The organism is Sulfidibacter corallicola (assembly GCF_017498545.1).
GTDB lineage: Bacteria > Acidobacteriota > Holophagae > Acanthopleuribacterales > Acanthopleuribacteraceae > Sulfidibacter > Sulfidibacter corallicola.
On record NZ_CP071793.1, the window covers coordinates 4292202 to 4304395 of the forward strand.

Annotated in this window: 8 protein-coding genes; 4 read left to right on the top strand and 4 right to left on the bottom strand. The window is 58.0% G+C overall.

Features of this window, described 5'->3' with window-relative positions; genetic code table 11:
- Positions 1-615 precede the first annotated feature (615 nt).
- Positions 616-1971: a sigma-54-dependent transcriptional regulator gene (locus J3U87_RS12875; protein ID WP_237383449.1), complete on the bottom strand. Its 1356-nt coding sequence runs from the start codon at positions 1969-1971 to the stop codon at positions 616-618.
- 102 nt (positions 1972-2073) lie between these two features.
- The gene (locus J3U87_RS12880) at positions 2074-2367 is read right to left on the bottom strand and encodes a hypothetical protein (RefSeq protein ID WP_237383450.1); all 294 of its coding nucleotides are present in this window, start codon (positions 2365-2367) and stop codon (positions 2074-2076) included.
- Between the two features lie 680 nt (positions 2368-3047).
- Between J3U87_RS12880 and J3U87_RS12885 the strand changes: the two genes are divergently transcribed.
- The 4 genes from J3U87_RS12885 (at position 3048) to J3U87_RS12900 (ending at position 8306) form a co-directional block, all read left to right on the top strand.
- Positions 3048-3977 carry a type 1 periplasmic-binding domain-containing protein gene (locus J3U87_RS12885; RefSeq protein ID WP_237383451.1) on the top strand — a complete coding sequence of 310 codons (930 nt, stop codon included), beginning with the start codon at positions 3048-3050 and terminating at the stop codon, positions 3975-3977.
- A gap of 226 nt (positions 3978-4203) precedes the next feature.
- The gene (locus J3U87_RS12890; protein WP_237383452.1) at positions 4204-4926 is read left to right on the top strand and encodes a hypothetical protein; all 723 of its coding nucleotides are present in this window, start codon (positions 4204-4206) and stop codon (positions 4924-4926) included.
- Entirely contained in the window at positions 4923-5969 is a 1047-nt protein-coding gene (locus J3U87_RS12895) for a hypothetical protein (RefSeq protein WP_237383453.1), read from the top strand. Before J3U87_RS12890 ends, J3U87_RS12895 begins: the two co-directional genes overlap by 4 nt.
- A gap of 75 nt (positions 5970-6044) precedes the next feature.
- Positions 6045-8306: a sensor histidine kinase gene (locus J3U87_RS12900; RefSeq protein WP_237383454.1), complete on the top strand. Its 2262-nt coding sequence runs from the start codon at positions 6045-6047 to the stop codon at positions 8304-8306.
- Positions 8307-8458: 152 nt separating this feature from the next.
- On the opposite strand, the gene J3U87_RS12905 is transcribed toward J3U87_RS12900, so the two are convergent.
- Both J3U87_RS12905 and secF read right to left on the bottom strand, forming a co-directional pair.
- Positions 8459-10681: a RelA/SpoT family protein gene (locus J3U87_RS12905; RefSeq protein ID WP_237383455.1), complete on the bottom strand. Its 2223-nt coding sequence runs from the start codon at positions 10679-10681 to the stop codon at positions 8459-8461.
- A 104-nt stretch (positions 10682-10785) separates the two neighbouring features.
- Positions 10786-12189, bottom strand: a complete 1404-nt coding sequence (gene secF / locus J3U87_RS12910; RefSeq protein ID WP_237383456.1) for a protein translocase subunit SecF — start codon at positions 12187-12189, stop codon at positions 10786-10788.
- Between the last annotated feature and the right edge of the window lie 5 nt (positions 12190-12194).

Consider the following 12194-nt stretch of genomic DNA (forward strand, 5'->3'; position numbering starts at 1 on the left):
GAACGAATCCGCTCGGAGTTCCCGAACGCCGAGAGATTCGCCGTGCCCGGTAGGTACATCCGCTGGATGTACCCTTCGAAGTGATCCACCAAAGGAGTTTCCGCATGCTGCGAGAGTCGGCGCGGTTGTAGGTTGGCCGGCCCGGCCGACACTTCGAAGCAGCCCAGGCTTCGCAAGATCAAGTGGTAAAAGAGCGAAGCTAATAAGTCGAGCCTCTAGCTCTCTATGATCGATTTCAATTTATGCTCAGTCGCTTCGATAGGTTGAGCAAGCTGCCACACAGGCCGTCTTCAACCTGCAGACTTTACGTACCTTACGCACATGCGGGCTCTCCGAATCAGCTCGCCTCGGGTTGTTTCTTTCCCCGAATCGACCAGGTTTGCCCGCTGGTCCGGGGCTCTTATGCAACAAAATGCATAGAATTCGAAGATAAAGACAAAAACCTAAAAAGGCGGATGTACGGGGAGTTCGTCGAAAAATGTCGGCCCGGCCCCCTGGGCGGGAACGGCCGGTATGGCCCGGCACCTACTGCGACGACGCCCCTCTCCTGAATGCGGGAACTCCCAAGCGATTCGCTTCGATTCGATCTTGAAACCCAGGCCTCCGGAATGGGCGCTAGCTGGGAGCCTGAATTTCGAGCTGCTTCATCTTTTTGTGCAGGTTGCTGCGTTCCAACTTGAGCGCTTCGGCCGTCTTGGTGATGTTCCAGCCGTTCTGGTGCAGGCTGTACTCGATGTACTTGCGCTCGAAATCGTCGCGCGCCTCGCGCAGCGAGTCGTACTTGCCGAACCAGATCTCGTCGTTGCTCTTACCGATCAACTGGCGCGGCAAATCCACCGCATCCAGCGTTTCCTTGCGGCTCATGATGACCAGGCGCTCGGCGATATTGCGCAGTTCGCGCACGTTACCGGGCCAGCGATAGGCACACAGCGCCCGTTCGGCCGCGGAGGTGAAACCGATCGGCCGTCGGCCGTAGGCCCGCGCGAAGCCCTCGATGAAGTAGTGGGCCAGAGCCAGAATGTCCTCGGGCCGCTCGCGCAGGGGCGGCACCCGCAACGGAATCACACTCAATCGATAATAGAGGTCTTCACGGAATCGTCCGGCCTCGATTTCTTCCTCGAGATCCTTGTTTGTGGCCGAAATGACCCGCACATCGACCTGCACGATATTGGTACCGCCGACGCGCTGGAAGCGCTGTTCCTGAAGCGCGCGCAGGACCTTGGCCTGGGTGTTGAGCGACATGTCGGCGATCTCGTCGAGAAAGAGGGTCCCGCCGTCGGCCTGCTCGAACTTGCCGGGCTTGTTTTCGTTGGCGTTGGTGAAACTGCCTTTCATGTGGCCGAACAGCTCGGATTCGATGAGTTCCTCGGGGATGGCGGCGCAGTTCATTTCGATGAAAGGCTCACGCGCGCGATGGGAGGAGGCGTGAATCATCCGAGCGGCCAGTTCCTTGCCGCTACCGGACTCGCCGAGAATCAGGACGCGGCCGTCGCTGGGCGCGGCCAGGGCGATGTCCTCCTTGAGAGTCCGCATCGCCGGGCTTTCGCCGACCATCTCCACGGTCGGCAATTGGGCCTCGAGCACCGCCTGGCGCCGCTCCAGTTTGAAATGCTTGATGGCGTTGGCCAAGGTCACCATGACGCGGTCGAGGTTGAGCGGCTTTTCGAGGAAGTCGAAGGCGCCGAGCTTGGTGGCCTTGACCGCGAAATCGAGGCTGGCATGGCCGGAAATGACGATGACGGGCATGTGGTAGCCCAGCTCGCGCAATTTGGCGAGCGTCTCGACCCCGTCCATGCCAGGCAGCCAGACGTCGAGCAGGATGGCATCGATGCGGGATTCGGATCGTCGCAATTGGGAAACCAGGGATTCGCCGGAATCGGCGGTTTCGACCTGATAGTTCTCGTCTTCGAGAATCTCGGCCAGGGTTTTGCGAATCGAGGGTTCGTCGTCGCAAATCATGACACGGGGCATGGGGTCTCCTTGGGCTTTGAACGGGCGCGACGCATTCCCTTCCCGCGGGAGATCCGGAACCTCCCGCAGCGGCAGACTTCGCTCGAATGCCTGCAAAGGATGTCAATACAGCGTCATCGGCGCCAACGCGGGGAACATTGTAACAAACCCGGCCCGATCGACCCATTTTTCCCATTCCGTCCGGGAAAAGCGTTGCCGGATGCGCCCAAACACCTGGAAAGCCACAAAAAAGCGCGGACACCCAGCTCCCGATGCCGCATTGGGCAAGCCACTCGTATGCACCGCAGCCATCGCGATGATCGGGAGCATCGAATCCCGAAACGAATAAATACCAGACAACCCGTTAAAATACAACGAGTTATCTGAGGAAACAAAAAGCGAGAGGCTCCGATGCACGCTCCCGATCCCGCTCGGCTTCGAGTTTCGATTTGGCGAGATCCACCTCGATATCGGCAAAGCCGATACACGCCCGAACCCATCGAACTCGCCAAAAGAGCTCGAATTCGGAGCTCGCCGCACTCTTTTTAAAAAAAGTTTCGCGCAAAAAATTTCCACTTCGCCGTTTATCGCCGATAATGATTACATTACCAGTCAAAACCTGAATGGGCAGAGATAAACACGTCTTATTCACTTCCACAACCTGTTCACTTCGTGAAGACAGAACTGCGGCCAAGCTCCAACCATCCAGATTCCACGGGAGGCGCGTTTCCCAACAACTCCATCGACATCCCCGTGTGAATGAAGCAAAGGGCCGACCAGCACATCAGCCGTTGAAGGTCACCTTACTCGACTCGGATCGCATACATTCCATCATTCGCGATCCCGCTGTGATCATGTAAAGCATCAAATGGCAACACCAACACAAAGATGGGCACCGTCGCTCATCGAAACGCGACTGATGTGCCCAAAGCAAATTTGGGGATTTTGGTATCCGGCCCTCTAGAGTCATGCAGCTTCCGCATTTCCACTCCACGCCACGGAATTCGAAAAGCCTCCTTGCGAGGTCGATCGCGTTTGGGTGGGCCCCTCTTCGCCGAACCCGGAAAACATGGCTTCTCCTGCTGTTTGGGCTCTCGTTGACGGCGATTTCGATTCGGGCCGGAACCAAACCGGACGTGCTGGTCCTGCGACCCGACATCCAACCCTATCGCGATGCCTATCGCGGCATGTTCGAGGAAATCGGCGACCAATTCAACGTGGCCGAATTTTTAATCTCACGGGACACCAAGGTCGACGAGGTCGGATGGGTCGTGGAGAGCCTCGATCCGCGCTTGGTGGTCCTCATGGGAAACTACGCGATTCGGCATTACCGGGGCTACCTCGATCGATCCAAGCCCTACGCGAAACGCCGCCCGATCGTCGGTCTGATGGCCATTCTCGTCGAGCGCCAGTTGAAAAACCTGCCCAACGCGGCGGGAATCCAGTATGAAGTTCAGGGCGTGACCATCTTTACCCATCTGAGGTCCCTGGTCCGCGCGCCCATCAAGCGGGTCGGGGTCCTGGTTCGGGAGAACCAGAACTTTTTCATTCAAGCCCAGATCCCGGCCTGCGCGCGCGAAGAAATCGAACTGGTCCCCTACCTCCTGCCCTCGACCGCTCCCCGCATGGACAAGCACATCAAATACGGCTTGAGACACCTGATTCGCATCGAAAAGGTCGATGCACTCTGGATGCTCAACGACAGCGTGATCGTGTCGCCGGAGATGCTGCAGGACGTCTGGATTCCCGTGTTGAATCGTTATAGGAAACCCGTGGTGGTCGGCGTCGAGCGCCTGATCAAGCCGCCGATCGAATTGGGACAGTTCGCGGTGGTTCCGGATCACTACGAACTGGGCGTCCAGGCGGCGCAATTGGTATGGGACATCAGCGAGCGCGACTGGCAGGCCACCGAACTGGGATTTCAACCACCGCTCAGCGTCAAAAAACTCCTGAACAGAAAAAAAATGGAATCATCCATTGGAATGAACGAGGATGTGATCATGGAGATTGATCTTGTCATCGAGTGAAAAAGATCCTAAAAAACTCTGTTACCGTTTGGAAATTCGAAAACCTTCGGGACGACCGAAAAGAACGCCATATTCTCAACCTTCCGGCGCCGTGGTCGATCTGTTCACTAATGGGGTCAGACCCGCAACAAATTTCAAAAATCCACTCGGATAGCTTAAAATTAACGCACCCTCAGGTCGCTAGGATTGATTGGTTGACATGCCGCGCTTTTTTAGGATTGGAACGTTGAGGCTCTTCTTTTTCTGCCTCTTGCATCTGGTGGCAACCGGCGCGAGCTATGCCCAGGGCCCGAAGGTCTACGCGTTTCTTCCGTCCAATATCCGGCCCCACGCCATGCAGGGCCTCATCAGTCGCGAGGCGCCCGGCATCGATATCACCTTTTTTGGCCGGTATCGCGAGTTCGAGGTCCAACTCAAGCAAAGTCGACCGGACGCGATCGTCACCTTTCGCATGGTAGGTGAAAACCTAGCCAAAGAATCGAAAAACCCGCTCGCGCCACTGTTGATCGGCAAGCGTGAGGGCGAAACCAGCGAAAAATTCATTCTCCTGGCAGTGGGTAAGAAAATCGATCTCGGCCAGATCGAGAACATCGGCATCGGTGTCGTTTCGCTCATGGGCAGGCGCCAGATGGCCCATTTCCTGGCCACGGAATTCAAGGTCGGAAAAATCCGCATCAAGACCGTGACCAAGCTCGAAGACCTGCTCTCCCTCCTGCAGTTCCAGGATGTCGACGCCATTCTGGTGCCCGAATCCCAACTCAGCTACTACAACGAGCGGTCCAAATTGAACCTCGTCGCCACCGAACTGGACGGCATCACCCTCGCCCTACCCGTCGTATTCAAGATCACCGAAGATCCCAATAAAATTCAACAACTGGAGAAAGCGTTCCAGGGCCTGGAACCCAAGATCAAAGGCCTGCTGGGAGTGGATCAATGGATTCAACCATGACCCCCGCTCCCCGCTCCGTACGTGCATCGGTCTTTCGCCTCCTCGGTCGGAACCCGCTGCGCCGGGCCGCGCTGTTCCTGATCTTGGGCGTGGTGGCCGGGCTGCCGTCGATGGCCCTGCCCAAAAGCACGCTGTTGGTGTTGGGACCCGATGCCAAGGGTTACAAGCAAGTGATGCAGGGTATGTCCGAGGAACTCGAAGACGAGTTCGACCTGATCCACCGCAAGGTCGATCGCGACACGCCCTACAAGAATTTCGAGGCCCACCTGCTCGAAGTGCAGCCCGACCTGCTGGTGCTCATGGACAACGTCACCATCAGCTACTACCGGTTTTTCCAGGAACGCTACCGCGGGCGCATCGACTTCCCGCCCACCATCGTGACCATGGCGCTGTTCGTGGACCAGTCCATCAAAGGCATGGAAAAGGTGATCGGCCTGCGCTACGAGGTGCCGCCGGTCATCTCGCTGACCCATCTGCGCAGCATCATTGCCGACCCCGTCAACCGCGTGGGCGTGGTCTACCGCGCCGAACACCGCAACTATTTCGAGGGCCAGAAGGCCTATTGCGACCAGGAGAAGATCACGCTGGTGGGCTACGAGATCGGGTCGGATGGTGCCGACGGGACCGGTACGGTCGACGAGAAAAACCTGTCCAAAGAAATCAGAAACGGCTTAAAATACCTGATAACGAATGAAAACGTAGATGTCCTACTCGTCCTGAATGACAATAAACTCTTGCGGGAAAAGGATGTACGCACCGTATGGCTCCCGAAGCTGCGCCGGTTCCGAAAACCGGTCGTGGTAGGGGTAGAGTCGCTGATGTCCATTGCGGGGTTCGGAAATTTCGGCGTGTTGCCGGACCACTACGGACTCGGGATCTCGGTGGCCAACCTGGCGATCGATATCAAGGAAAGCCAATGGGAAATGGAAAGCGGGCATGTCTACAATCCAAATTCGGTCAAAAAACATCTCGAAAAGAAGTTTGCTAGAAAGTATCTGACCGTTCCACCCGATAAATACAATGAGATCGATATCCTCAAATGATGGATCCGTCCGGACTTCACCGCTTTCATCGAGCTCGAAACCCCATCTTCCTCTCCAACCTGGACCCCGCCGGCTATGACGCAACACCACAATCCCACTCAGCTACGCGGCAAAAGCCTCAAACAAAAGCTGATCGTCCGCAATATGGCGACTCTCTTGATCGTGTTCGTGACGATTCTGTTCTTCTATGCGTGGCAAAATTTCCGGTCGTACGAGCGCCAGGTGGAGAACACCAGCACCCGCTTCAAGCGCAGCCTGGAGCGAACCGGTCGCCTTCTGATTTCCGACAAGCAGAAAACGCTGCGTACCTACGCCGAGGACAATTCCTTCAATACCTTGCGCGACATTCTCTTCGAGAACGTGCACGGCGATCCCAGCTCGCCGATGGATCCCGAAAGCAAGCTGCTCGTCATGGCCGGGTACGTGCGCCAGGATTTCAAGCCGGTGGTGTGGGTCACGCCCGACAACCCCGAGGGCCTGGTGGACGACAACGTCGTCATGCGCGACCCCACGACCCAATGGGCCATGTCGCTGACGGGTACGGGATCGCGTGAGGTCACGCTGGACGGCGAAACCATCGTTCAGGTGGCGACGCCCATCTACGCCTCGGCCGACGCGATCAGCATCGATTTGGACGACCTGGGCACCCTCGACGAAGGGGGTTCCGAGGACGTGCTCGTCGGCGCCCTGATCTACGGGTTTTCTACCAATCCCATGAAACGCGACCTGGCCCAGGCCAAGAGCCAATACCAACAGGACCTCAAGTTCAACCTCACCGTCCTGGTCCTGGTATCGCTGATGGCGCTGGTCGTCGGATTCCTGGCGACCCGCCGGCAGGCGGCCACCATCACCCAGCCGCTCGCGGCCGTGACCGCCGCGGCCGATACCATTGCCGCGGGGAACTACAACGTCGAAGTCGAGCTGAGTACGGGCGACGAAATCGAAGTGTTGGCCCATTCGTTCAACAAGATGGCCCAGGACCTGGAAAAGTCCTATGCCGAGCTGGCCGATCTGAACAAGAACTTGGAAGCGAAAGTGGAACAGCGCACCAAGGAACTGGCCGAGAGTGAAAGCAAGTTCCGCACGTTGTTCGAGGAATCCGCGGATGCCATTCTGCTAGGCGACGAGAACGAGTTGTTCGACTGCAACCCGGCCATGTTGCGCCTGATGGGTTGTCAGACCAAGGACGAACTGCTCACCATGGGTCCGGACGACATTTCGCCCGAACGCCAACCCGACGGCGAGCGTTCCAATGAGAAGCTGCGCGACATCTACAGGCACGTGCTGAACGAGGGATCGCAACTGTTCGAATGGGTCAGTCGACGCGTGGACAACAGCGAATTCTATACCGAGATCGTCGTGACCGGATTCATGCTCAACGGCCGGCCGGTCCTGCACAAGGTCTTCCGCGACATCACCGAACGCAAGGAAACCGAAGACGCTCTGCGCAAGGCGCAACAGCGGCTCCTGGAAACGGCCCACAGCAGCGGCATGGCCGAAATCGCCACCGGTGTGTTGCACAACATCGGCAACATCCTCAACAGTGTCAACATCTCCACGGAGGAGATCGCGCTCACCCTGAAGAACTCGAAAATCAAGGGGTTCCTGAAGGCCAACGAGATGATGCGCGGCCACGCCGACGACCTCACCGAGTATCTGGTCCATCACGACAAGGGCAAACTGATTCCCGGTTATTATCTCAGCCTCGGCGAGGCGATCGCCGACGAGCAACACACGCTTCAGGAGGAGATCAACGCGCTGACCAACAAGGTCAACATGATGCGCGACGTCATCAGCACCCAACAGAACTACGCCAAGGCCAGCCTCTACACCGAGGACGTGCGGGTCATCGACCTCATCGAAGATTCGCTCAAGCTACAATTGGCCTCGCTGCAAAAACAGGGCGTCAAGATCCAGCGCAGTTTCGATTCGGACCCCAAGGGCAGCGTCGCCAAGGTCAAGCTGGTGCACGTGCTCACGAACCTCATCAAGAACGCCAAGGAAGCCATGCAGGGCAACGACGCCCAGAACAAGGTCCAGCACCTCAGCATCAAGATGGAGAAGATCGAAGACAACATGGTGCAGGTCTTCGTCCAAGACAACGGCGTCGGCATCGCCCACGAAAACCTGGAGAAGATTTTCAACCACGGCTTCACCACCAAAGCCAACGGTCACGGTTTCGGGCTTCACACCTGCGCCAATTTCATGACCGAAATGGGCGGCGACCTGTCGGTGCAGAGCGATGGACCGGGCAAGGGCGCGACCTTCGTGGTCACCTTCCCGCTGGATGAACGCGGTCCGGAGCTACCGTCGCAAACGCAGGCGGCCAGTGCCTGAGGACGCTCCTCCTCGGACGCAAAAGCCATCGGGTATCCGCCTCACCGAAACGCTTCGGGGCTTTGGCCGCTGCCCGACCCTTGCGGCCCTTTCGATTCGGCCCGATTCAAACATCCGCGATCGCGAAGCCTGCGATGGTGCGTCGACGGAGGTCAGCGGATGCGGTCGTAACCCAGGAAACCCTTGACCTTCTTGAGGTTCTGAATGACTTTCTTGAAATGGTCCAACGTCTTGACCTGAAGCACGATATCGAAAATGCCCATGCTTTTTTCCTGATCGGTGGTGGCGTTGAGGTTGGGCATGTTGGTCTGGGTGTTGGAAATCGCGGCCGTCACGTCGGCGATCATGCCGGGGCGGTCCTCGGTGTACACCCGGATGGCCACCTGGAACACGTTGTTGTCCGAAGGTGAATCCCAGGCCACCTCGACCTTGCGTTCGGTCGAAATGTTCTGGCTCTGAAGGGTTTTGCAGTCCTTCTTGTGGACCATGACCCCTTTGCCCTTGGTGATGTGGCCGATGATCGGGTCGCCCAGGATCGGGTTGCAGCATTTGGCCAGGTTGACCAGGACATCGCTGGTGCCGCGCACCAAAACCATCGTTTTCGATTTGCGCGAAATGCGTTGGAACGCCCGTTGAAGCCGATTGTGGCGGACTTCCTCGGCCGTGGGATTGGATTCGGTGCCCTCGGGCAGAAAAGGCCGGACCGCCTTGTTGGGCGTCAGGTTGCCGAACCCGACCGCGGCATAGAAATCCTCGATCTTCTTGTAACCCATATCCTTGATGGCGGCCGAGATCACGTTGTTGGTCACCTTTTTCAGGCTGACCTTGTGACGCTTCAGCTCGCGCTCGAACAGCGAGCGCCCCATGTCGGTCGCACGCTCGCGTTCCTTGGCGCGCAGCCAGGCCCGGATCTTCGACTTGGCCGATGGCGACACCACGTATTGCAACCACTCTTCGTTGGGCGTCTGGCTGTTGCTCGTGATGATCTCGACGATCGAACCGGACTGGAGCTGGCTTCGCAACGGCACCATCTTGCCGTCCACCTTGGCGGCGACGGCCTGGTGGCCCACTTCGGTGTGGATGTGATAGGCGAAATCGAGCGGCGTGGCGCCTTTCGGCAGGGTCTTGATTTCGCTGTTGGGCGTGAACACCAGGATCTCGTCCGTCTGGAGCTGGCCCTTGATGGTTTCCAGGAACTCGTCGGTATCCTGGACTTCCTTCTGCTCGTCGGCGACCCGTTTCAACCAGGAAACGAAGTGGTTCTTGCCCAGGGACAGCAGTTTCCCGTTCTTGTAGGTCCAGTGCGCGGCCACGCCTTCCTCGGCGATGCGGTGCATCGTGAAGGTGCGGACCTGGACCTCGAAGGGCTGGCCCTGGTCGGCGATCAGGGTGGTGTGGATCGACTGATAGAGATTGCTCTTCGGCGTGGCGATGAAATCCTTGATACGCCCGGGGATGTGCCGCCACTTGGAGTGCAGCAGGCCGAACATCTTGTAGCAGTCGCCGACCGAGTGGGTCAGGATGCGAAACGCGTAGTAATCGTAAAGGCCGTCGAGGGTGCACTTTTTGCGCTGCATCTTGCGGTAGATCGAATGGTGACTCTTGATGCGACTCGAGACGTGGCCCTTGACATCGTATTCCTCCATCAGGGATTCGATGTCGCGCGAGGTGTTTTCCAAAAAATTCCGATTGGTCTTTTCGCGGACGGCGAGCTGGCTCTCGAGATCGGCGAAGGCTTCGGGCTCCAGGTAGCGAAAGGAAAGGCGTTCCAACTCCAACTTGAAATTGCTCATGCCGATCCGGTGCGCCAGCGGGGTGAAGATCTCCAGTGTTTCCTGACTGATGCGGCGCCGTTTCTCCTCGCCCAGATGGTAGAGCGTCTGCATGTTGTGGCAGCGATCGGCGAGTTTGACGATCAATACGCGGATGTCCTCGGACATGGCCAGGATCATCTTGCGGTAGTTTTCCGCCTGGGCCTGGTTCTTGTCCCGGAAACGGACCTTACCGATTTTGGTGACCCCATCGACGATCCGCGCCAGACCGGGTCCGAACTCGGACTCCAGTTGGGATATTTCCACCTCGCAGTCCTCGACTACGTCGTGCAGGAACCCGGCGGCCACGGTTTCCAGGTCGAGCTTGCGTTCCGCCAGGAGAAAGGCCACCGCGGTGGGGTGGATGATGTAGGGATCGCCGGATTTCCGGGTCTGGCCGCGATGGGCCTTCTCGGCGAAACTGTAGGCGCGCATGAGGTAGTCGGTGTCGGCGTCGGGGTGATTGCCCAAGAAGACCCGTTCCACATCCTCGTAGGAGTGGTTTTTCGTTTTGGCAAACCCAGCCCATTCCTTGATGGCCGACAGCTGATCTCGAAGCGCCATATAAGGACACCGCCGCGCGAATAAAAAAGGAGCACCCGCGGAAAAGTTTCCTCGAGTGCTCCTCTAGTTTATGCTCCCAGTCGGCTGGGGTTCAAGTCACAAATCTATTTATTGATGGGCTTGTACCGATCGTGCCACAGCAACAAAACGGGACTTGCGACGAAAATCGACGAGTAGGTACCGACCACGATACCGATCAACAACGGCAACGCGAAGTCCCGCAGGGTCGCGTTGTTGGAGCCCCAATAAATGACCGCCACAACGAAAAAGGTGGTCAACGAGGTCACGATGGTACGGCTCAGGGTTTGGTTGATCGACTTGTTCATGTGGCTTTCCACGTCGTCGGTCTTGGCGGTGTTGAGGTTTTCGCGAATGCGGTCGAACACGACGATGGTGTCGTTGAGCGAGTAACCGACGATTGTGAGAAACGCGGCCACAACCGGGTTGGACAGCTCGGAACCCAGGACCAGGCCGGCCACGGCGAAGGCGCCCAGGGCGATGATGACGTCGTGAACCAGCGCGACGACCGAGGCCACCGCGTATCCGAGACGGAAGCGAACCGCGATGTAGATCAGGATCGCGATCAGCGCCAGGATGATGGCTTCGATGGCGTCCAACAACAGCTCGGAGGCGATCGACGGTGAGAAGGTCTCGTTGGAGACGACCTTGTAGTGACCGAGAATGAAGTTGTTGGCGAAGAAGCTGTCCAGAGCGGCCTTGTCTTCACCGGAGGGCAGCGTCAGAGCGGCGCTGAGTTCCCCGAAGGCGGGCGCGAAGTCGCCGTGCTTCTCGCGGAAATCGATGATCTGCGCGGTGACGTCGCCGTAGCTGGCCGGAGCCGCGCGGTTCAGCGGGTTGGCATCGGTCAGCAGGGCGTTCAACAGATCGTTGGTGGTGCGGTTCAGCGCCGGGTACTGAAGAATCAGCGCCTGGCTGAGCTTGCCCTGGCGTTCGGCATCGGTTTCGATCTTGGCCGCCAGCGCTTCCACGTCGCCAACACCGTCGAGCGACTGTTTGATCTTGGCGGCGACGGCATCGTAGGCGGCTTTCTTTTCGTCGTCGGTCCCTACAATATTATAGGGATTGTCGCGCAGGAGACGGTTGGCCAGGACGGGCTCGGCGGTTTTCTGGATCAGGGCGATCCGCTCGGCCTCTTCGTTGTTGAAGGTGCCGAAGCCCTTTTCCAACCCGCGCAGACGCGCCAGGGAGGCTTCCGCTTCCTTACCTTCTTCCACCGTGGGGTTCTTGATCTTGATCTGGAACGAAGAACCCGACTCGGCTTCCATGCGCACGATGGTGGCTTTGCTGTCGACCTGATTGACGCGATCGCGAAGGTCGCCGATCGCGATGTCGGACTCGGCGAAGTTGACCGTCAGCTTGGTACCACCTTCGAAATCGACACTCTTTTCGAGCCCGATGGTGGACAGGATGATCAGCGAGGTGACAAAGACCACAACCGAAACCAACCCGAATTTCTGGCGTTGCTTCATAAATTCAATGTGTTTCATGGCGG

Coding starts and splice junctions, on each gene's coding strand:
- J3U87_RS12900 (WP_237383454.1), top strand. CDS start 6,045: ATGACGCAACACCACAATCCCACTCAGCTACGCGGCAAAAGCCTCAAA.
- J3U87_RS12895 (WP_237383453.1), top strand. CDS start 4,923: ATGACCCCCGCTCCCCGCTCCGTACGTGCATCGGTCTTTCGCCTCCTC.
- secF (WP_237383456.1), bottom strand. CDS start 12,189: ATGAAACACATTGAATTTATGAAGCAACGCCAGAAATTCGGGTTGGTT.
- J3U87_RS12875 (WP_237383449.1), bottom strand. CDS start 1,971: ATGCCCCGTGTCATGATTTGCGACGACGAACCCTCGATTCGCAAAACC.
- J3U87_RS12905 (WP_237383455.1), bottom strand. CDS start 10,681: ATGGCGCTTCGAGATCAGCTGTCGGCCATCAAGGAATGGGCTGGGTTT.